This is a genomic window from Klebsiella sp. 4_1_44FAA (assembly GCF_000238715.1).
In the GTDB taxonomy this organism is placed as follows: Bacteria; Pseudomonadota; Gammaproteobacteria; order Enterobacterales; family Enterobacteriaceae; genus Klebsiella; species Klebsiella pneumoniae.
In genome coordinates this window covers 131,674-152,212 of the sequence record NZ_JH414806.1, presented here as the reverse complement: position 1 = coordinate 152,212, position 20,539 = coordinate 131,674, and the positions used below count along the sequence as shown (strand labels likewise).

Genomic DNA, 20,539 nt, shown 5'->3' with positions numbered 1-20,539 from the left:
AGAGATCGCTGATCATCGCCGCTCAGCGTAGATCGCCCTCGTCATCGGCTCGGAGCAGCGTTATCGACGCGCGGGCGCCGGGCATCAGCTGCTGCAGATAACCTACCAGCCGCTCTCCCGCCTCATGCAGGGCCGACAACGGCATCGCCGGCAGGCTTTCGAGAATAAACCACATCGTCTGCGCGCCGCTGTCCAGCCGGGTGCGCACGCCCTGTCGCCAGTTCCAGCGTCGGCAGGTTACGCCTATATCATCCCGCCAGATGACTTCGCCCGGCTCCGGATATTCCACTACCGGCTCTGCCGATTTTAGCGTATCGAATGGCTCATCGCCGCGGGCAATGGCCAGCCGCGGTTCGCCACGGTAGGCGGCCAGATTTTCCCCACCGACCGGGACGGCATAGCGAATGCTGATCGCGTTGTAGATATCCACCACCGGATCGATGGCCGGCAGGCTCCCCTCTTTCAGCACCCGCTTGCGCAGCGCCTGCGCCGAACAGGGGGTACGTTTCGCCTTCGCGCCGAAGGCGCTGAACGCTTCATCCCATGCCGCCAGGTGCGCTTGCGCCCAGGGCACATCATCCTGCTGCACCGCCAGGCAGGCCTCGGCCAGCGCCTGCTCCGCGACGGCGGGATCGGCCACCGGCGCGCTCTCCACCACAATACTTAATGCCCGAAAGCCCGGCGCCAGGCGGCTGACCGCAGATTCGATTGACGGCGTTACGCTACGCATTCGATAATCCTGTAATGACCAATTTGTTTCATCATAGTGACCAATGAACGTAAAAGTCAATATAACGACCGATTCAGGATCTGATGTCGACCAGGTAAGTCGCGCCGTCGCCACGCGGCTGAAGGCCTACCGTAAAGCGAAAAAAATGTCGCTGGACGAGCTGTCGCGCCGGGCCAGCATCAGCAAAGGTATGCTGGTCGAGATGGAAAAAGAGGCGCCAATCCCAGCATTGCGATCCTCTGCAAACTCGCCGCCGCGCTGGGCGTATCGGTAGCGGATATTGTCAATGTGGCAAGCGAACCCGCGTTGCATATTATTCCCGCCGAGCAGATCCCCACCCTCTGGCAAGGCCCGCTGGGGGGCAGCGCCAGGCTCCTCGCCGGCACCGCCGGGCCGAATATGATTGAGCTGTGGCGCTGGGAGATGCAGCCCGGCGAAGCCTTTACCTCGCCCGGCCACCCGGCAACAACCTTCGAGCTGCTGCACGTGGAAGCTGGCGCGCTGACGCTGACGCTTGGCGAGACCTGCCGCACGGTGGCGGCCGGGGAATCGGCGGTGGCCCGCACCGAAATAGAGCACGGTTACCGCAATGAGGGTACCGCGCCGCTGGTCTTTACCATGACCGTGGCTGAACTGCCCTCCTGACAGACATAATGATAAGACGATGACAAAACTCATTTATTTACAGGGCTATCCTGAATCGCTGCTGGCGCAGGTGACCACGTTAATCGAGCAAGGCCGCCTCGGCGAGGTGCTGCAAAAGCGCTATCCGCAAGGGCACGACGTTAACAGCGATAAAGCGCTGTATCAGTACACCCAGGACTTGAAAAACCGCTTTCTGCGCGGCGCGGCGCCGATCAACAAAGTGATGTATGACAGTAAGATCCACGTGCTGAACAATGCGCTCGGCCTGCATACCGCCATTTCCCGCGTGCAGGGCGGTAAGCTGAAAGCTAAAGCGGAAATTCGCGTGGCGACGGTATTTCGCGACGCGCCGGAAGCCTTTCTGCGGATGATCGTGGTTCATGAACTGGCGCATCTGAAAGAGAAGGATCACAACAAGGCTTTTTATCAGCTGTGCTGCCATATGGAGCCGCAGTACCACCAGCTGGAGTTCGACACCCGCCTGTGGCTGACGCACCTTTCGTTAAATCGTTCTGCGTAGTGACGCACTGGTTTTGTCATGACGGCATGATAGAGTGGCGGCAGGTTCCCTTTAACGGAGTTCGTCAACGTTTATGATACGTTTCGCAGTTGTTGGCACAAACTGGATCACCAAGCAGTTTGTCGATGCCGCCCATGAAACCGGCAAATATAAACTTACCGCCATCTACTCCCGCAGCCTCGAACAGGCGCAAGCCTTCGCCAAAGACTATCCGGTCGAGCATCTGTTTACCTCGCTCGATGAACTGGCACAGAGCCCTGACGTTGACGCGGTCTATATTGCCAGCCCGAACTCGCTGCACTTTCCGCAGACCCGGCTGTTCCTGAGCCATAAGAAGCACGTCATTTGCGAAAAGCCGCTGGCGTCGAACCTGCAGGAAGTCGAGGCGGCGATAGCGCTGGCGAAAGAAAATAACGTGGTGCTGTTTGAAGCCTTTAAAACCGCCAGTCTGCCTAACTTTCTCCTACTGAAAGAAACGCTCGCTAAAGTGGGCAAACTACGCAAAGCCTTTATCAACTACTGTCAGTACTCCTCGCGCTATCAGCGCTACCTTGACGGCGAAAACCCCAACACCTTTAACCCGGCGTTCTCTAACGGTTCGATTATGGATATCGGCTTCTATTGCCTGGCGTCCGCTGTGGCGCTGTGGGGCGAGCCGCAGGCCGTTCTTGCCACCGCCAGCCTGCTGGACAGCGGCGTAGACGCCCAGGGCACCGTGGTGCTGAGCTATGGCGACTTCGACGTGACGCTGCATCACTCCAAAGTTAGCGATTCCGCGATCCCCAGTGAAATTCAGGGCGAAGACGGCGCGTTAGTGATCGAAAAAATCTCCGAATGTCAGAAGCTGGCGTTTGTGCCGCGCGGCGGTAAAGCCCAGGACCTGACGCAGCCCCAGCACATTAATACCATGCTGTATGAGGCGGAGACCTTTGCGCGGCTGGTGGAGACACAGGATGTGGATCACCCGGGCCTGGCGGTGAGCCGGATCACCGCCAAACTGTCCAGCGAAATTCGTCGCCAGACCGGGGTGATCTTCCCGGCCGATACGCAGCCGCTGGCGTAAAAGAGTGTAAAGGCCTGACCGGCCGCCATTGACGAAAACCGCCCTGTGACATATTTTGTTACGTGCAAAGGGGAGTAACTTCCTTGCCGGTTGATCGTCATTACGATGCGTGCAATACCGCATCCGGTCGCCGGGCAATAACCAAAGCCCATCGCGATGTACTTTGGTTGTTGTAAGTGAGACCTTGCCGGAAGGCGAGGTCTATGCATAAAAGCGCAGCGGCTGCCGTCTTCCGACGTCAGCCGTTTTGTTTTTATGTAAGGAATATCAAATGAATACTGTCGGCACGCCGTTGCTATGGGGTGGATTCGCTGTCGTTGTCGCGATCATGTTGGCAATCGACCTGCTGCTTCAGGGACGACGCGGTTCGCATAGCATGACCATGAAGCAGGCCGCTGGCTGGTCAATCCTCTGGGTCACGCTTTCTCTGCTGTTCAACGCCGCCTTCTGGTGGTATCTGGTGCAAACCCAGGGCCGGGCCGTCGCCGATCCGCAGGCCTTAGCCTTCCTCACCGGTTATCTGATTGAAAAAGCGCTGGCGGTCGATAACGTCTTCGTCTGGTTGATGCTGTTCAGCTATTTCGCCGTACCGCCTGCTCTGCAGCGCCGGGTGTTGGTGTATGGCGTACTGGGCGCGATCGTTCTGCGTACCATTATGATCTTCGCCGGCAGCTGGCTGATTTCGCAGTTCGACTGGCTGCTGTACGTCTTTGGCGCCTTCCTGCTGTTTACCGGCGTGAAGATGGCGCTGGCGAAAGAGGACGACTCCGGCATCGGCGATAAACCGCTGGTGCGCTGGATCCGCAGCCATCTGCGGATGACCGATAAAATCGAGAGCGAGCGCTTCTTCACCCGTAAAAACGGGGTGCTGTTCGCCACCCCGCTGCTGCTGGTGCTGATTCTGGTGGAACTGAGCGACGTGATTTTCGCCGTCGACAGTATCCCGGCAATCTTCGCGGTCACCACCGATCCGTTTATCGTGCTGACCTCGAACCTGTTCGCCATCCTCGGCCTGCGCGCCATGTACTTCCTGCTGGCGGGGGTCGCTGAGCGCTTCTCGATGCTCAAATACGGTCTGTCGGTGATTCTGGTGTTTATTGGCGTGAAGATGCTGATCGTCGACTTCTACCATATCCCGGTTGCCATCTCGCTGGGCGTGGTGGGCGGCATCCTGGCCGTCACGCTGCTGATTAACGCCTGGGTCAACAGGCAGCACGACAAGCAGCGCAAACTGCCAGAGTAATCTGCTACCGCGCCGTCGGCCCTCGCTGGCGGCGCGGTAATCAGCTATAGCAGACGTTCTCGTAACGAGAACACCTGCTCATGTCACAATTATGTTACTACGCAGTTAAAAAATAAGATCCATATTAAAATCACAGTATTTTACGCTTCCCGCCAGTCTTTCTTTCCGTATACTCGACTATGCAAACATCTACTTACATCCTGACATAAACGTAAAAAATAATACGTGGCTGGGATGGCTTGCTACATCACTGGAAGGAATGAATTATGACAACACGCACTCCCTCATCAGGGTGGCTCTCCCGCCTGGCGCAAGGCAGCCTGGTGAAACAAATTTTAATCGGCCTGGTGCTTGGCGTACTGTTGGCGCTGGTCTCTAAGCCTGCGGCTATCGCCGTCGGTCTGCTGGGGACCCTGTTCGTCGGCGCGTTAAAAGCGGTAGCGCCGGTGCTGGTATTGATGCTTGTCATGGCCTCGATCGCCAACCATCAGCACGGACAAAAAACCAGTATACGCCCCATTCTGTTTCTCTATCTGCTGGGCACCTTTAGCGCGGCGCTGACCGCGGTGTTGTTCAGTTTTCTCTTTCCCTCGACCCTGCACTTAACCACCGCCGCCGACAGCATCACGCCGCCGTCGGGGATTGTTGAGGTGCTGCGCGGCCTGCTGATGAGCATGGTGTCCAACCCGATCGACGCTCTGCTGAACGCCAACTATATCGGCATTCTGGTGTGGGCGGTGGGGCTTGGCTTCGCCCTGCGTCATGGTAACGACACCACCAAAAACCTGATCAACGACGTCTCCCACGCGGTGACCTTTATCGTTAAAGTGGTGATCCGCTTTGCGCCGCTGGGGATCTTCGGCCTGGTATCTTCCACCCTGGCGACCACCGGTTTCGAGACCCTGTGGGGCTATGCCCAGCTGCTGCTGGTGCTGGTGGGCTGTATGCTGCTGGTAGCGCTGGTGATTAATCCGCTGCTGGTGTTCTGGAAGATCCGCCGCAACCCCTATCCGCTGGTGCTCACCTGCCTGCGCGAAAGCGGCGTTTACGCGTTCTTCACCCGCAGCTCCGCCGCCAACATTCCAGTGAATATGGCGCTGTGCGAGAAGCTGAATCTGGATCGCGACACCTATTCGGTCTCTATTCCACTGGGGGCGACCATTAATATGGCTGGCGCGGCAATCACCATCACCGTGCTGACGCTGGCGGCGGTGCATACGCTGAATATTCCGGTGGATCTGCCGACGGCGCTGCTGCTGAGCGTGGTCGCTTCGCTGTGCGCCTGCGGCGCCTCCGGCGTGGCGGGCGGCTCGCTGCTGCTGATCCCGCTGGCCTGTAATATGTTTGGGATCCCGAACGATGTGGCGATGCAAGTGGTTGCCGTTGGCTTTATTATCGGCGTGCTGCAGGACTCCTGCGAAACCGCGCTGAACTCCTCCACCGACGCCCTGTTTACCGCCGCGGCCTGCATGGCGGAAGACGACCAGCTGGCGAAAAACGCCCTGCGCGGATAACGCCTTTCCCCTCCGCTATCGGGCGGAGGGACTCTCTTCCTGTACTGCGTTTTCAACCTTAAACGGATCGATACCGCGCTTTTGCATCCGGCGGAAGCGAATGATATTCAGCCCGTTGACGATCAGGAAACTGCCTTCGATCAGCGTCCCGCCAATGGAACCCAACCACAGATTATGCGTGACCCAGCAGGCGGTGGAGCACCACATCACGCAGCGGACGGTTAGCCCTTTACAGCGAAACAGCGCCCAGGTGCTGGCGACGGTGCCAATGATCGGCAGCAGCTCCATGGCATGCTGCAGTTTACCCAGGCCGAGAATCAACGTCAGGAGGATAAAGACTGTCATCACCCACAGGCTACGGGTGCGTAAGGAAATGACCGTGCGAAGCGCATTGAGCCCGGCGCTCATTCCAGCCGGCCCGGCGCCCATCAGGAAAAAATGAACGCCGATAATAGCGCTATAGACCGCCAGCTGTAGCCTGAAACGGCGTTCATCGCGGTTGATAAAGGTGGTAATGCCGATAAGAAAGGCGATGACGCCGACCCCCTGGGCCAGCCAATACGCGGTCATGTAAGCTCCCTGACTGAAAAAAACAAACGGCGCTTCACTGGCTGAAACGCCGCTGTTACGAGCCCGATGGCGCTACGCTATCAGGCCGATACACAAACCAAGCCTCTGGGCGCCAACGCAAATACGCCTTTACAGGGTAACACCGCTTTTAAAGATGGCCAGCTCGCGGAAGTCATTCTGCTCATTACAGGTCGGTTTACCGTTGGCGAAGGCTACAATGACATCCACAAACTCTTCCAGCAGCTGCGGCATCGTTTTGCCGTGGAGCAGCTGCCCGGCATCAAAGTCGATCCAGTGCTTTTTCTTCGCCGCCAGCTCGCTGTTGGTGGCGATCTTCACCGTTGGCACAAAGCCGCCGTACGGCGTGCCGCGACCGGTGCTGAACAGCACCATATGGCAGCCGGCGCCGGCCAGCGCGCTGGTGGCGACCGCGTCGTTGCCCGGCGCGCTCAGTAAATTCAGACCATGAACCTTCAGGCGCTCGCCGTAGCGCAGAACATCCACCACCTGGCTGGAGCCCGCTTTCTGAGTACAGCCCAGCGACTTATCTTCAAGGGTAGTGATCCCTCCGGCCTTATTACCCGGCGAGGGGTTTTCGTAAATAGGCTGGTCGTGAGCAATAAAGTACTGCTTAAAGTCATTGACCATGGTCACCAGCTTGTCGAAGGTCGCTTCGTCGCGGCAGTGGCTCATCAGCAACTGTTCAGCGCCGAACATCTCCGGCACTTCGGTCAGCACGGTAGTGCCGCCGTTGGCGATCACATAGTCTGAGAAGCGGCCCAGCATCGGATTAGCGGTAATGCCCGACAGGCCGTCCGATCCCCCGCACTCGAGGCCAAACTTCAGCTCGCTGAGCTTGCCCGGCTGGCGTTTATCCTGACGCATCACTTCATACAGCTGATGCAGATGCTCAACCCCCGCCTCCACTTCATCGTCCTGATGCTGGCAAACCATAAAGTGCACGCGCTGCGGGTCAAACTCGCCCAGCGTCTCGCGAAAGGCCTCCACCTGGTTGTTTTCACAGCCAAGGCCAACCACCAGCACCGCCCCGGCGTTCGGGTGACGAACCATATTTTGCAGCATGGTGCGAGTGTTGATATGGTCGTCCCCAAGCTGCGAGCAGCCATAGGTGTGGCTGAAGAGATGTACCCCATCGATATCCTCAGCGCCATACGTCTCTTTCAGGAAACGGTTCTGCATTTGTCTGGCCATCGCGTTGACGCAGCCGACGGTCGGCAGGATCCACAGCTCATTGCGCACGCCGACGTCACCGTTGGCGCGACGATAAATCTGCACTTCGCGATCCGCAGGCTGTGGCGGTTGGGCAACCAGGTCCGGTTGATAGCGATACGCGTCAAGGTCGCTGAGATTGGTGCGCGTATTGTGCGCATGAACATGCTCTCCCGGCGCGATATCCGCCAGCGCATGGCCAATCGGCAACCCGTACTTAACGACGTTTTCCCCTTTCGCGATAGCGCGCAGTGCAAACTTGTGGCCGCGAACGATATCCTGGCCGAGGGTGACCGAGTCATTATCAATCGTCACCACGCTACCGGCAGCGATATCCGTCAGCGCGACCGCGACGTTATCCTGCGAATGGATTTTGATGTATTGCATATCAACCGACCTCTGGCCTTAGTTCAGTTCAATGGCGAAATAGTCACGCGCATTGTTAAAGCAAATGTTTTTCACCATCTCGCCCAGCAGCGCGATATCCGCAGGCGCTTCGCCGGCAGCCACCCAACGGCCGATCATCTGGCACAGAATGCGGCGGAAGTATTCGTGGCGCGTGTAGGAGAGGAAGCTGCGACTGTCGGTCAACATCCCGACGAAGCGGCTCAGCAGCCCGAGCTGCGCCAGCTGGGTCATCTGCCGCTCCATACCGTCTTTCTGATCGTTGAACCACCAGCCGGAGCCGAACTGCATCTTGCCTGGCATGCCTTCACCCTGGAAGTTACCGATCATGGTGCCCAGCACTTCGTTATCACGCGGGTTCAGGCAGTAGAGAATCGTTTTCGGCAGCAGGTTTTCTTCGTTCTGCTTGCTCAGCAGCTTAGACAGCTCTTCCGCCATCGGACGATCGTTGATCGAGTCGAAGCCGACGTCTGGCCCTAACAGTTTGAACTGACGGAGGTTGTTGTTACGCAGCGCGCCAATGTGGTACTGCTGGACCCAGCCGCGACGGGCATACTCTGCGCCGAGGAACACCAGCACCGCGGTTTTGAACTGCGCCACTTCATGTTCGCTAAGGGTCTCGCCAGCCAGGCGGCGCGCCAGAATGTCATCCAGCTCGGCGTCGGTCGCTTCGGCAAACAGCACCACGTCCAGCGCATGATCGGAGACTTTGCAGCCGTGTGCGGCAAAATGATCCAGACGTTTGGTCAGGGCGCTTTGCAGGTCAGCGAAGCGGCGAATATCGGTATCGGATACCTCGCCCAGCTTAGCCATATAATCATTGAAGGTCGCCAACTCGATGTTGAAGGCTTTATCCGGGCGCCAGCTCGGCAGCACTTTGATGTCAAAGGAGTTGTCTTTGGCGACAGCCGCGTGGTGCTCAAGAGAATCAATCGGATCGTCGGTGGTACCGACCATCTTCACATTCATCTGCTTCATGATTCCGCGGGCGGAGAAGGCATCCTGAGCCAGCAAATCATTACACTGGTCCCAGATCTCATCGGCGGTGGATGGCGACAACAGCTTACCTGTAATACCAAAAGGTCGACGCAGCTCTAAATGGGTCCAGTGGTATAACGGGTTGCCAATAGTGTGTGGAACCGTGGCCGCCCAGGCGTCAAATTTCTCGCGATCGGACGCATCACCGGTACACAGACGCTCCGGCACGCCGTTAGTGCGCATTGCGCGCCATTTATAGTGATCGCCTTTCAGCCAGATGTCATACAGGTTTTTAAAGCGATAGTTTTCGGCAACCTGCTGCGGCGGAAGGTGGCAGTGGTAGTCGAAAATCGGCTGATCTTTGGCGTAATCATGGTACAGACGGCGGGCAAACTCGGTATCAAGTAGAAAATCTTCAGTCATAAACGATGTCATTCGCGTGTCCTCTTCGCTCCAGTGCGGGAGCCTTTCAGATGATTGACTACAATGCTGACAAAGTTATCACACCAATTTCTACAGACCGAACTGTTTTTCGTGAGTTAGATCAATAAACGTCGATAAAAAAATGACCGCCCTGGAGCAAAACACCTCGCCAGAGCGCGCCATCTCTGGCTTTCCAGGCAAGGGATAAAGACCACACTAACTTTCCCACTTTTGTGACAGCTCTCAACTTTTAAAGTTGTATGACAAGTTATCTTTCTGCCGTCGCAACATATAAACCGACGGAATGCATTACCGGTGCTTATGGCATCGGCTTATACGGAATGGATACCGACTTTCAACATAACAACTGATGGTAAGGTTCAGGCCAGAGGGGACTACCCTCCTGAATCCTCCGTTTCGCTTTCCCGGCCGCTTATTGCGCTCGGTAAAGGCCGCACCTGATGCGGAAAGATAACAGACGATGAGGTTTACATGCGTAAAATTAAAGGGTTACGTTGGTACATGATCGCGCTGGTGACGCTGGGCACCGTGCTGGGCTACCTGACCCGTAACACCGTAGCGGCGGCCGCGCCGACGCTGATGGAAGAGTTACACATTTCGACCCAACAGTACTCCTATATCATTGCAGCCTATTCCGCTGCCTATACCGTTATGCAGCCCGTCGCGGGGTATGTCCTTGATATTCTGGGGACCAAAATTGGCTATGCCTTCTTCGCCATCGCCTGGGCGGTATTCTGCGGCTCAACGGCGCTGGCCGGCAGCTGGGGTGGACTGGCGCTGGCCCGTGGCGCAGTCGGCGCAGCGGAGGCCGCAATGATCCCCGCCGGCCTGAAGGCCAGCTCAGAGTGGTTCCCGGCAAAAGAGCGCTCTATCGCGGTGGGCTACTTCAACGTGGGTTCCTCTATTGGCGCCATGATCGCGCCGCCGTTGGTGGTATGGGCGATTGTCATGCACAGCTGGCAGATGGCGTTCATCATCTCCGGGGTATTGAGCTTCGCCTGGGCTATCGCCTGGCTTATCTTCTACAAACACCCGCGCGACCAGAAAAAATTATCTGACGAAGAACGTGACTACATCATTGGCGGTCAGGAGTCTCAGCATCAGACCAATAACGCGAAGAAAATGTCGCCGTGGCAAATCCTGCGCAACCGTCAGTTCTGGGGTATCGCCCTGCCGCGCTTCCTCGCCGAGCCGGCCTGGGGGACCTTTAACGCCTGGATCCCGCTGTTCATGTTCAAAGTTTACGGTTTTAACCTGAAAGAGATCGCCATGTTCGCCTGGATGCCGATGCTGTTCGCCGACCTCGGCTGCATCGTCGGCGGATATCTGCCGCCGCTGTTCCAGCGCTGGTTTGGCGTCAACCTGATCGTGTCGCGTAAAATGGTGGTCACCATGGGCGCCCTGCTGATGATTGGCCCGGGGATGATAGGCCTGTTCACCAGCCCGTACGTGGCGATTGCCCTGCTGTGCATCGGCGGGTTCGCTCACCAGGCACTGTCCGGGGCGCTGATTACCCTCTCTTCCGACGTCTTTGGCCGTAACGAAGTCGCTACCGCCAACGGTCTGACCGGGATGGCCGCCTGGCTGGCGAGCACCATGTTCGCCCTGGTTGTCGGCGCGCTGGCAGACACCATCGGCTTTAGCCCGCTGTTTGCGGTACTGGCCGTCTTTGACCTGCTGGGCGCGCTGGTTATCTGGACGGTGCTGAAAAACAAACCGGCTGACGATGACTCGACGCCGCTTAGCAGCCGCAAACCGGTCACGCAGAGTTAGATCGAATGGCAAGGTAATCGCCGATCAAGCCGCCTTCTCAGGCGGCTTTTTCATGCCTGCCAGTGGTGGAAAGCGCGTAAAAGTGGTATAACAAATCGAATATTGTCGCCATCTTCCGGGAGCGAATATGGAAATCATTGAACCACGCCGTCTATATCAGCAGCTTGCCGCTGAGCTGAAGACGCGCATCGAACAAGGTGTCTACCTTGTAGGGGATAAGCTGCCCGCCGAGCGCTTCATCGCCGATGAAAAAAACGTCAGCCGCACCGTGGTTCGTGAAGCCATTATCATGCTGGAAGTGGAAGGGTATGTCGAAGTCCGCAAAGGGTCGGGTATCCACGTCATCTCCAACCATCCGAAATACCAGCAGGTGGCCGATGAAAGCCTTGAGTTCGCCAACTATGGCCCCTTTGAACTGCTGCAGGCGCGGCAGCTAATTGAAAGCAATATTGCTGAATTCGCGGCGACTCAGGTGACCAAACAGGACATCATGAAGCTGATGGAGATTCAAGAGAAAGCGCGTAACGAGAAATGTTTCCGCGACTCCGAGTGGGACCTGCAGTTTCACGTCCAGGTGGCGCTGGCGACGCAGAACAGCGCGCTGGCGGCGATCGTGGAAAAGATGTGGACCCAGCGCGTGCATAACCCCTACTGGAAAAAGCTGCATGAGCATATCGACCTGCGTACGGTCGATAACTGGTGCGACGACCACGATCAGATCCTGAAAGCTCTGCTGCGAAAAGATCCCAACGCCGCCAAGCTGGCGATGTGGCAGCATCTGGAAAATACCAAGCAAATGTTGTTCAACGAAACCAGCGATGACTTTGAATTTAATGCCGATCGCTACTTATTTGCCGAAAACCCAGTCGTTCATCTCGATACCGCAGTCAACGGCGCGAAATAAGGCCTTATCCCTCCGGCGCGCCCCCCTGCGCGCCTGTCTGACAGTGAGGCTGGAGTAAGCAAGTCATATATAGTGTCAGCCTGTGTAAATCCTCTCGCCTCCCATCTCCGCAATCAGCAAAATCAACGAGCAACACGTTGCAATTTCTCTGACGGAAAGTCAGGTGATTTGTTACAATTAGATGCATTTTGTCGTTCTGGGGGTAGGTATTTACTTACTTCAGTCTTATACAGGGAAGCGTTCAGAGCGCCTAAGCAGCGACCATAATCTCATAAAAATCTTGTCGCCCTATATGCCGCGCGCTCAGACGTGCCGTTAACCGATGTACCAGGAATCGTGAATGGAACTATTTACCCAGTTATTGAATGCCTTGTGGGCTCAGGATTACGAAACGCTCGCGAATCCCTCCATGATAGGCATGCTGTATTTTGTCTTGTTTATGATTTTGTTCCTTGAGAACGGGTTATTGCCTGCCGCGTTTTTACCGGGGGATAGTCTGCTCGTGCTCGTGGGCGTGCTGATCGCCAAAGGGGCGATGGGTTTTCCGGAAACCTTGCTGCTGCTCACCGCCGCCGCCAGCCTCGGCTGCTGGCTAAGCTATATTCAGGGGCGTTGGCTGGGTAATACGCGGATCGTGCAAAACTGGCTGTCACACCTGCCTTCGCACTATCACCAGCGTGCGCATCACTTGTTTCATAAGCATGGGCTCTCCGCGCTGCTGATCGGCCGCTTTATCGCCTTCGTACGCACGCTGCTGCCCACCATCGCCGGGCTTTCCGGCCTTAATAACGCCCGTTTTCAGTTTTTCAACTGGATGAGCGGCCTGCTGTGGGTGCTCATCCTGACCTCGCTTGGCTATCTGCTGGGTAAAACCCCTGTATTCCTCAAGTATGAAGATCAGCTGATGTCCTGCCTGATGCTCCTGCCGGTTGCCCTGTTGGTCTTCGGACTGATCGGCTCGCTGGTGGTACTGTGGAAGAAAAAATACAGAAGCCGGGGCTAATGATGGTCATGAAACGCCCTTCCCTGCGCCAGTTCAGCTGGCTGCTGGGTGGTTCTCTTCTGCTCGGCGCCCTGTTCTGGCTTTGGCTGGCGGTGCAGCAGCAGGAGGCCACGCTGGCGATACGCCCGGTTGGCCAGGGTATCGGAATGCCGGACGGTTTCTCCGTCTGGCATCATCTCGATGCCAACGGCATCCGCTTTAAAAGCATCACGCCACAGAAGGATGGTCTGCTGATTAAGTTCGATTCCACCGCCCAGGGCGCGGCGGCGAAAGAAGTTCTCGGCCGCGCTCTGCCACATGGTTATATTATTGCCCTTCTGGAGGCCGATAACTCGCCCACCGCCTGGCTATCCCGCCTGCGCGACGCGCCGCATCGCCTCGGGTAAGCTGCCGCCAGACTGCGTTTTTAACCCAGTCTGGTGGTTTCCCGCATTTGTTACTATGCTTAAACCTGCGGGAATCAACGCATTCACGTTCACCAACGGGAACGGGTATATCCTCCGGGTATCCCCTCAGACAATGGAAGGTACTATCCATGAAACACCGCATCGCTCTGCTTCTGGTCCTGACTTCACTTAGCGCCAGCGCCCTAGCCGCCTCTCCCTGCCAGGAAAAAGAGCAGGATATTCAACGAGAGATCAGCTACGCCGAAAAGCATCATAATCAAAGTCGCATTGATGGGCTAAATACCGCGCTACGTCAGGTTCGGGAAAACTGTAGCGACAGTAAACTTAAAGCCGATCATCAGCAAAAAATTGCCAAACAGCGGGAAGAGATCGCTGAACGTCAGCGCGATCTGCAGGAAGCCCGGAAGAAAGGCGATGCGGACAAAATTAACAAACGCCAGCATAAACTCAATGAAGCGCAACAGGAGTTAAAAACGCTGGAGTCTCGGGATTACTAATCACCATTAACTTTCGCAACACGGACCACGCTACAGGAGAACGACATGGCTAAAGAGAATGTGACTGACGACCTTCGTGCAGAACTGAAAACGCTGGCGGATACCCTGGAGGAAGTACTAAACTCCTCGGCGGACAAGTCGAAAGAAGAGATGGGTAAACTGCGCAGTAAAGCCGAGAGCGCGCTGAAAGAGAGCCGCGCTCGTTTGGGTGAAACCAGCGAAGCGATTCTTCGTCAAACTCGTGAGACCGCCGCGCGAGCGGATGATTATGTTCGCGAAAATCCGTGGACCGGGGTAGGAATTGGCGCCGCCGTCGGGCTGGTGCTGGGTGTCCTGCTGTCGCGTCGCTGATTATGGCGAATACTCAACACACGCAGGGACCGGGTCAGCGCGTTTTCTCCATTGGTCAGCGCATCGTCACGCTGCTGGTCGAAATGGTGGAAACGCGGCTGCGTCTGGTCGTCGTGGAGCTGGAGGAGGAGAAAGCCAACCTCTTCCAGCTGCTGATCATGACCGGACTGACGCTGCTGTTTGCCGCGTTTGGCCTCATGAGTCTGCTGGTGCTGGTTATCTGGGCCGTTGACGCTCAGTACCGCCTGCACGTGATGATCGCCACCACCGTTGTGCTGCTCCTCGCCGCCGCGATCGTGGGTATCCTAACCCTACGTAAGGCGCGCCGCTCCACGCTGCTGCGTCTAACGCGTAAAGAGCTGGAGAACGACCGTGCCCTTCTGGAGGAGGATAAATCGTGAATGGCCGACAGGAGCGTGAACGGCAAAAGACGCAGCTGCTGCGCCAGATCCAGCAGCAACGGCTGGAGCTCAGCGCCTGCCGCCGTCACTGGCACGAGGCGACTGCGCCCCTCGACCGCGGCTGGCATACGCTGCTGAGTTTACGTTCGTGGCTGATGGTTGGCAGCGGTCTGATGGCCGTATGGTCCGTACGACATCCGCATTTTTTAATGCGCTGGACCAAACGCGGACTCGGACTGTGGAGCACCTGGCGCCTGGTGCGCGGTATCCTGCGCCAGTCGGCAGTTCGCTAGCAGCCCTGAGCGTGGGCGCGTTCCCTGGCGCCCACGCTCTGCCATTCCCTGTCCCTTACTGCACGCTGTTCGCAGCAACATGCGCCTTTTCCGTAGCGCGCCCTTCTCTACGACGCCCTTTACCTCACGCCATACCAGGACCGGTGGTAGCCCATCGCGTTCGGTACGCTTTCGCCTCCGCGTACTGATTGCTCAGAAACTTTGAAATAGATCTACAGTTTTCCTTGCTGTCAATTCCCTCTCCGCCTCGCTACTATCCTCTCCATCGACAGCAACACCGCGTAACTACGCGGGATTGCACTAAAAAACAAAACCGCCGCCCTTTGGGTTTTCTGGAGTAACAAATGAAAAAATTAGAAGATGTTGGTGTATTGGTAGCGCGTATTCTGATGCCGATTCTGTTTATCACTGCAGGATGGGGCAAAATCACCGGTTATGCGGGAACCCAGCAGTATATGGAAGCCATGGGCGTCCCGGGCGCGCTGCTGCCGCTGACCATCCTCCTTGAGTTCGGCGGCGGTCTGGCGATTCTGTTCGGTTTCCTGACCCGGACCACCGCGCTGTTCACTGCGGGCTTTACGCTGCTGACCGCGTTCCTGTTCCATAGCAACTTTGCGGAAGGCGTGAACTCCCTGATGTTCATGAAGAACCTGACCATTGCGGGCGGTTACCTGCTGCTGGCCATTACCGGACCGGGCGCCTTCAGTATTGACCGTGTACTGAATAAGAAATGGTAAGCGCACTATACTGAATGAATGAAAAAAGCGAGGAGACCACTCCTCGCTTTTGCTATCTGTAGTCTGAAGGAGGAGCAAAGATGGGACAATTAGTTGACGGCGTCTGGCAGGATACCTGGTATGACACAAAATCCACCGGTGGGCGTTTTAAACGTTCCGTTTCCGCCTTCCGTAACTGGCTGACCGCCGACGGCGCGGCTGGCCCCAGCGGTGAAGGCGGTTTTGCAGCGGAAAAGGATCGCTATCATTTGTATGTTTCTCTCGCCTGCCCGTGGGCGCATCGCACGTTAATTATGCGTAAATTAAAAGGTCTGGAGCCTTTTCTCCCCGTATCCGTGGTCAATCCGCTGATGCTGGAAAACGGCTGGACCTTTGACGATAGCTTCCCGGAAGCCACCGGCGATACCCTCTACCAGCATGACTTTCTCTATCAGCTGTATCTGCACGCCGACCCGCACTACACCGGACGCGTGACCGTGCCGGTGCTGTGGGATAAAAAACAGCAGACCATCGTCAGCAATGAGTCGGCAGAAATCATCCGCATGTTTAATACCGCCTTCGATGGCCTTGGCGCCCGGGCCGGGGATTACTACCCGCCAGCGCTGCGGGAACAAATCGATGAGCTGAACGGCTGGATCTATGACAACGTCAACAACGGCGTGTATAAAGCCGGCTTTGCCACCAGCCAGCAAGCTTACGACGAAGCGGTGGATGCGGTCTTTACCTCGCTGGAGCGGCTGGAGCAGATCCTCGGCCAGCATCGCTATCTGACGGGCAATCAGCTAACGGAAGCCGACATTCGCCTGTGGACAACGCTGGTACGCTTCGACCCGGTATATGTGACCCATTTTAAATGCGATAAACGGCGCATCAGCGATTACCTCAATCTGTACGGTTTCCTGCGCGACATCTACCAGATGCCGGGTATCGCCGAGACGGTGAGTTTTCCGCATATCCGTCACCACTATTACCGCAGCCATAAAACCATTAACCCTACCGGTATTATTTCCATTGGGCCGCAGCAGGATCTCAACGAACCGCACGGTCGCGATCAGCGCTTCCGTTGATCTGTCGGGCGCCAGTGATGGCGCCCAATAATTCAGAAAACAGATATTTACCCACCATTCATTCACGTCTATTCTTATTGCGATCGCTTAAAAAACAAGTGATTGACGGTTAATTGAGGCGTAGAAATGGACTGGTATCTCAAGGTATTAAAAAACTATATAGGATTTGGCGGCCGTGCGCGGCGCAAAGAGTACTGGATGTTTATTCTGGTCAACCTCATCCTGACCGGCGTATTGAGCATCATCGATAAAATGCTGGGCTGGCAGCGGGCTGGCGGCGAAGGCATTCTGACCACTATCTATGGCGTACTGGTCTTTTTACCGTGGTGGGCGGTGCAATTTCGCCGTCTGCATGACACCGATCGTTCGGCCTGGTGGCTATTGCTGCTGTTGATCCCGGTCATCGGCTGGCTGGTGATCCTGATCTTTAACTGCCAGCGCGGCACCGGAGGCAATAATCGCTTCGGGCCCGATCCGAAACCCTTTTCCTACTAATCTTCCTGCTCCTCCCGCTAGCGGGAGGAGCGTCTTCATCACTATCTGCCGGCAAACAGCTTGGGGATCTCACGCAGACACCAGGACTTCGCTTCGCCCATACTGTCCCGTCGCCAGGCCATGATAATGTCAATTTCATTGGTGTATTCCGGGCTGACGACCCGCAGGCGACCTTCGGCAATATCCTTCTCCACCAGCGGATAGGGCATAGTCGCCACGCCCAGTCCGGCCAGTAGCGCCTGACGTTTATCTTCTATCGTACTCACCGTTAAACGCGGCTGTTTATCCAGCAGTTGAACGGTGAGAACGGGCCGCTCGCGCGCGGTATCCGCCACCGCGACGCCGCGGTATTTCACGCGGGTAACCTCAGAGAGCGGCTCCGGCTCCTGATGGATCGGGTGATCCGGCGCCGCGACGTACACACTGAGCACCGAATAGAGTTTGCGCGAGTTAATCTCCGAAGAGGAACGAAAATGCATATCCGGTGCGACAACGATATCCGCCCGCCCCTGCTCCAGCCGCTCCCAGGCGCCGGCCAGCACCTCAGTGATAATCGACAGCTGGGTGTTTGATTTAGTCGCCAGTTTCTCAATCAGCGGAAACAGATCCGGAGTGGGCACCAGCGCTTCGGTAACGATCGTCAGGTGGGTTTCCCAACCACGCGACAGGGCTTCAGCATCGGTGGTGAGTTTATCCGCCGCTTCAAGCAGCACGCGCCCGCGCTCCAGCAGCATTCTTCCAACGTTAGTGAACTTCGTGCGATGACCTGAGCGGTCAAACAGCACCACGTCCAGTTCCTCCTCCAGTTTTTGCATGGTGTAGCTCAGGGCGGAAGGCACGCGTCCCAGCTCATCAGCCGCGGCAGCGAAGCTTCCGCGCCGGTCGATCGCATCCATCACGCGTAACGCTTCCAGCGTTAATGCTCTCTCTTTGGCCATCGCTTTCTCATTCAGGAAATTTGAACATACCGGGCAGAATATCTGGCTAACAATACAGCGTCCATACCTTTACCATTGATTTAGTGTAAAGAGAGGTCAAGAACATGATTACTACCCGAACAGCCAAACAATGCGGACAAGCAGACTTCGGCTGGCTGCAGGCCCGCTACACCTTCTCCTTTGGCCACTACTTCGACCCGAAATTACTGGGCTTCGCATCCTTGCGCGTCCTCAACCAGGAAGTGCTGGCGCCCGGCGCTTCCTTCCAGGCCAGAACGTACCCAAAAGTCGATATCCTGAACCTGATTCTGGAAGGCGAAGCGGAGTATCGCGACAGCGACGGCAACCACGTGCAGGCCAAAGCCGGTGAAGCGCTGCTGATCGCCACCCAGCCTGGCGTGAGCTATAGCGAGCATAATCTGAGTAAAGAGCAGTCGTTAACGCGAATGCAACTTTGGCTTGATGCCTGCCCGCAGCGGGAAAACCCGCTGCAGCAGAAAATCAATGTCGCAGACGCGACGCTGCAGCTGCTGGCCTCTCCGGAGGGCGGGGATAACAGCCTCCAGCTTCGCCAACAGGCCTGGGTCTACCATATCGCGCTGGAGAAAGGTGAGCAGATCAACGTGCAATTACATGGTCCACGGGCCTACCTGCAGTCGATTCACGGCTCCGTCCATGCCGTCGCACAGGAACAGCAAAAGCAGGCTCTCACCTGCGGTGACGGCGCATTTATTCGTGACGAAGCTAACATTACCCTCGTCGCCGATACGCCGCTGCGCGCTTTGCTGATAGATTTACCGGTGTAACAACGGAAGTGATGGAGTCTGTCAGTGAGTAAGAAGAAAAACAGAAAAAAGGCGTCACCAACGCCGTTAGCCCCGGTGCAACCGCAAGTCGCCGGGGCCGCCAGCTTTGGTTATGATGAGATGCTTAGCGAACTGGAAGCCATTGTTGCCGAAGCGGAGATCCGCCTGCGGGATGAAGAAAGTCTCGCCTGAAACGGCAAAATGGCTGGGTTGATTTTCATTAATGGCCTGAAGAAGATATCGGCCCCGCGAGGGGCCGATGGCATTATTCACTCAGTGCGTCGGCAAGATCTTTTTTCACCTGCGTGCGCTGCTCCGGCGTCAGTACCTTATTCACCTCAAAATAGTACTTCACGCGGTAATAACGCACCTGCTGATCAATCTTGCTGAAGGCCGCCAGCTGATCGTTGACCGCTTTTTCATCCCATTTACCGGAATCAATCACGTTTATCAGAGCCCCGTCTTTAATTTCCTGTTGGGAAATCTGCTGGACATTACTCTCCAACTGCTGATGCAGGCTTTTAATTTTCGCAACCTGATCGTTGGTAAGTTTTAAGTGCTGAACAATAGGATCCTGCGCCGGTGCTGGCGCCGCCTTAACGTCTGCGGCCTGAGCCGTGATAGAGAAACCGGTGGTCAACAGCGTGGCAAAGGCAATACGGGTTATCAATTTCATTTTTTTTCCTGAAGTAAAGGTGGCAGAAATAGCGGATTATTATTTTACAGGGCGCAGTGAATAAATGTAAAAAATGATAGCCAAACATTATATATATCCACAGCACTAATATACTTCACTAAAACATATAAAATATGAATAGCGTGTTAACTTATATAGTTGACGCCCTAACATCACCAGGTTTTATTTTAATTTCAACAGCAAGCAAAATATTTGACAGTGGTGACTTTTCCTTTAATTTAATTAGCGCATATTACGTTATCCAGCGCATCAAGGATATCATTTAAAAATAGATAAGGAGATTGAGATGTTATTACGTTTTCGCGTATTACCGCTGGTTTTTGTCATCTCGCTGTTAAGCGGCTGCGGCCTGGCTTCTAAAGCCTTTTATTCCGCGGGAGACAAATTATTTCAACCCGGAGATGACGCCGTCGCTTCGATGCAGACGTATTCAGTGGCTCAGTTCCTGCAGCCGTTTACTCTCAACCCGGCGAAGGCCAGCAGCGATTATCTGGGTAAATGGGTCAAGGTACGCGGGGTGATTGTCGACATTCGTCGGAAGAGCGGTATCGCCGGCAGCTACTATTTTATCGTGACCATGCGAGATGAACAGAATAAAACGGATAAACGTCTTACCTTTAATTTTGGCTCGCATAACAGCGCAGACGTAGAGGCTTTAAGCAACGGCAGCGTCGCCACGATCGTCGGCCAGGTTCATCAGGTGCAAGATTCCACGATCCCGACGCTACAGAATCCCAAGGTGGTTAAATAACGGTAGCTGACCGATAAGCCGCGTTCTTTTGGGCGTCGTGGACAGTTATTCATCCTGTCCCCGCTTATTCGAATAGC

General features: G+C 55.9%; 24 protein-coding genes and 1 pseudogene. 19 read left to right on the top strand and 6 right to left on the bottom strand.

From position 1 onward, the window contains the following. Positions 1–22 precede the first annotated feature (22 nt). Positions 23–730, bottom strand: coding sequence for a B3/4 domain-containing protein (locus HMPREF1024_RS03430; protein WP_002917889.1), 708 nt, complete (start codon positions 728–730; stop codon positions 23–25). Positions 731–773: 43 nt separating this feature from the next. Here HMPREF1024_RS03430 and HMPREF1024_RS0127510 point away from each other — a divergent pair. From HMPREF1024_RS0127510 to sstT, 5 genes and pseudogenes are all read left to right on the top strand, one after another. Further along, positions 774–1,375: pseudogene (locus HMPREF1024_RS0127510) on the top strand (helix-turn-helix domain-containing protein). Positions 1,376–1,394: 19 nt separating this feature from the next. After that, entirely contained in the window at positions 1,395–1,895 is a 501-nt protein-coding gene (locus HMPREF1024_RS03435; RefSeq protein ID WP_004144843.1) for a M48 family metallopeptidase, read from the top strand. A gap of 73 nt (positions 1,896–1,968) precedes the next feature. Further along, positions 1,969–2,958: a Gfo/Idh/MocA family protein gene (locus HMPREF1024_RS03440; protein WP_004181399.1), complete on the top strand. Its 990-nt coding sequence runs from the start codon at positions 1,969–1,971 to the stop codon at positions 2,956–2,958. Between the two features lie 271 nt (positions 2,959–3,229). Beyond that, the gene (locus tag HMPREF1024_RS03445; RefSeq protein WP_004144845.1) at positions 3,230–4,201 is read left to right on the top strand and encodes a TerC family protein; all 972 of its coding nucleotides are present in this window, start codon (positions 3,230–3,232) and stop codon (positions 4,199–4,201) included. A 266-nt stretch (positions 4,202–4,467) separates the two neighbouring features. After that, positions 4,468–5,715, top strand: a complete 1,248-nt coding sequence (gene sstT / locus HMPREF1024_RS03450; protein WP_002917895.1) for a serine/threonine transporter SstT — start codon at positions 4,468–4,470, stop codon at positions 5,713–5,715. A 15-nt stretch (positions 5,716–5,730) separates the two neighbouring features. Here sstT and HMPREF1024_RS03455 read toward each other — a convergent pair whose 3' ends face one another. The 3 genes from HMPREF1024_RS03455 to uxaC form a co-directional block, all read right to left on the bottom strand. Then, positions 5,731–6,285, bottom strand: coding sequence for a YgjV family protein (locus HMPREF1024_RS03455; RefSeq protein ID WP_002917897.1), 555 nt, complete (start codon positions 6,283–6,285; stop codon positions 5,731–5,733). A gap of 129 nt (positions 6,286–6,414) precedes the next feature. Next, positions 6,415–7,902, bottom strand: coding sequence for a UxaA family hydrolase (locus HMPREF1024_RS03460; protein ID WP_009309648.1), 1,488 nt, complete (start codon positions 7,900–7,902; stop codon positions 6,415–6,417). Positions 7,903–7,920: 18 nt separating this feature from the next. Continuing rightward, entirely contained in the window at positions 7,921–9,333 is a 1,413-nt protein-coding gene (gene uxaC, locus HMPREF1024_RS03465; protein ID WP_002917899.1) for a glucuronate isomerase, read from the bottom strand. 480 nt (positions 9,334–9,813) lie between these two features. On the opposite strand from uxaC, the gene HMPREF1024_RS03470 reads away from it, so the two are divergent. The 11 genes from HMPREF1024_RS03470 to HMPREF1024_RS03520 all read left to right on the top strand — a co-directional run bounded on the left by HMPREF1024_RS03470 (position 9,814) and on the right by HMPREF1024_RS03520 (position 17,270). Next, a complete protein-coding gene (locus tag HMPREF1024_RS03470) occupies positions 9,814–11,115 on the top strand; it encodes an MFS transporter (protein WP_002917905.1) in 1,302 nt (433 codons plus the stop codon). Positions 11,116–11,242: 127 nt separating this feature from the next. Further along, a complete protein-coding gene (gene exuR, locus HMPREF1024_RS03475) occupies positions 11,243–12,019 on the top strand; it encodes a transcriptional regulator ExuR (protein WP_002917907.1) in 777 nt (258 codons plus the stop codon). A gap of 340 nt (positions 12,020–12,359) precedes the next feature. Then, positions 12,360–13,022: a DedA family general envelope maintenance protein YqjA gene (yqjA, locus tag HMPREF1024_RS03480; RefSeq protein WP_002917909.1), complete on the top strand. Its 663-nt coding sequence runs from the start codon at positions 12,360–12,362 to the stop codon at positions 13,020–13,022. A gap of 8 nt (positions 13,023–13,030) precedes the next feature. Further along, entirely contained in the window at positions 13,031–13,408 is a 378-nt protein-coding gene (gene mzrA / locus HMPREF1024_RS03485; protein ID WP_073972660.1) for an EnvZ/OmpR regulon moderator MzrA, read from the top strand. A gap of 149 nt (positions 13,409–13,557) precedes the next feature. Continuing rightward, the gene (locus tag HMPREF1024_RS03490; protein ID WP_004144860.1) at positions 13,558–13,926 is read left to right on the top strand and encodes a DUF1090 domain-containing protein; all 369 of its coding nucleotides are present in this window, start codon (positions 13,558–13,560) and stop codon (positions 13,924–13,926) included. A 45-nt stretch (positions 13,927–13,971) separates the two neighbouring features. Further along, a complete protein-coding gene (locus HMPREF1024_RS03495; RefSeq protein WP_002917916.1) occupies positions 13,972–14,277 on the top strand; it encodes a YqjD family protein in 306 nt (101 codons plus the stop codon). A 2-nt stretch (positions 14,278–14,279) separates the two neighbouring features. Further along, the gene (locus tag HMPREF1024_RS03500; protein ID WP_002917917.1) at positions 14,280–14,678 is read left to right on the top strand and encodes a phage holin family protein; all 399 of its coding nucleotides are present in this window, start codon (positions 14,280–14,282) and stop codon (positions 14,676–14,678) included. Continuing rightward, on the top strand, positions 14,675–14,971 hold the full coding sequence (locus HMPREF1024_RS03505) for a YqjK-like family protein (protein ID WP_002917918.1): 297 nt from the start codon (positions 14,675–14,677) through the stop codon (positions 14,969–14,971). The genes HMPREF1024_RS03500 and HMPREF1024_RS03505 overlap by 4 nt, the downstream gene beginning before the upstream one ends. Positions 14,972–15,315: 344 nt before the next feature. Further along, entirely contained in the window at positions 15,316–15,708 is a 393-nt protein-coding gene (locus tag HMPREF1024_RS03510; RefSeq protein ID WP_002917920.1) for a DoxX family protein, read from the top strand. Positions 15,709–15,788: 80 nt separating this feature from the next. Further along, entirely contained in the window at positions 15,789–16,775 is a 987-nt protein-coding gene (locus tag HMPREF1024_RS03515) for a glutathione S-transferase family protein (RefSeq protein ID WP_002917922.1), read from the top strand. Positions 16,776–16,901: 126 nt separating this feature from the next. Then, positions 16,902–17,270: a DUF805 domain-containing protein gene (locus HMPREF1024_RS03520; RefSeq protein WP_009309646.1), complete on the top strand. Its 369-nt coding sequence runs from the start codon at positions 16,902–16,904 to the stop codon at positions 17,268–17,270. A gap of 41 nt (positions 17,271–17,311) precedes the next feature. On the opposite strand, the gene HMPREF1024_RS03525 is transcribed toward HMPREF1024_RS03520, so the two are convergent. Next, positions 17,312–18,208: a LysR family transcriptional regulator gene (locus HMPREF1024_RS03525; protein WP_004144865.1), complete on the bottom strand. Its 897-nt coding sequence runs from the start codon at positions 18,206–18,208 to the stop codon at positions 17,312–17,314. A 104-nt stretch (positions 18,209–18,312) separates the two neighbouring features. Between HMPREF1024_RS03525 and HMPREF1024_RS03530 the strand changes: the two genes are divergently transcribed. Together HMPREF1024_RS03530 and HMPREF1024_RS31470 are read left to right on the top strand one after the other, a co-directional pair. Then, the gene (locus HMPREF1024_RS03530) at positions 18,313–19,014 is read left to right on the top strand and encodes a pirin family protein (protein ID WP_002917925.1); all 702 of its coding nucleotides are present in this window, start codon (positions 18,313–18,315) and stop codon (positions 19,012–19,014) included. 24 nt (positions 19,015–19,038) lie between these two features. Next, positions 19,039–19,206: a hypothetical protein gene (locus HMPREF1024_RS31470; RefSeq protein WP_002917926.1), complete on the top strand. Its 168-nt coding sequence runs from the start codon at positions 19,039–19,041 to the stop codon at positions 19,204–19,206. Positions 19,207–19,279: 73 nt separating this feature from the next. Here the strand turns inward: HMPREF1024_RS31470 and HMPREF1024_RS03540 are convergent, their stop codons facing one another. Then, positions 19,280–19,690 carry a Spy/CpxP family protein refolding chaperone gene (locus HMPREF1024_RS03540; protein ID WP_004149907.1) on the bottom strand — a complete coding sequence of 137 codons (411 nt, stop codon included), beginning with the start codon at positions 19,688–19,690 and terminating at the stop codon, positions 19,280–19,282. Between the two features lie 307 nt (positions 19,691–19,997). On the opposite strand from HMPREF1024_RS03540, the gene HMPREF1024_RS03545 reads away from it, so the two are divergent. Then, positions 19,998–20,462, top strand: a complete 465-nt coding sequence (locus HMPREF1024_RS03545; protein WP_004150939.1) for an OB-fold putative lipoprotein — start codon at positions 19,998–20,000, stop codon at positions 20,460–20,462. Positions 20,463–20,539: the final 77 nt, after the last annotated feature.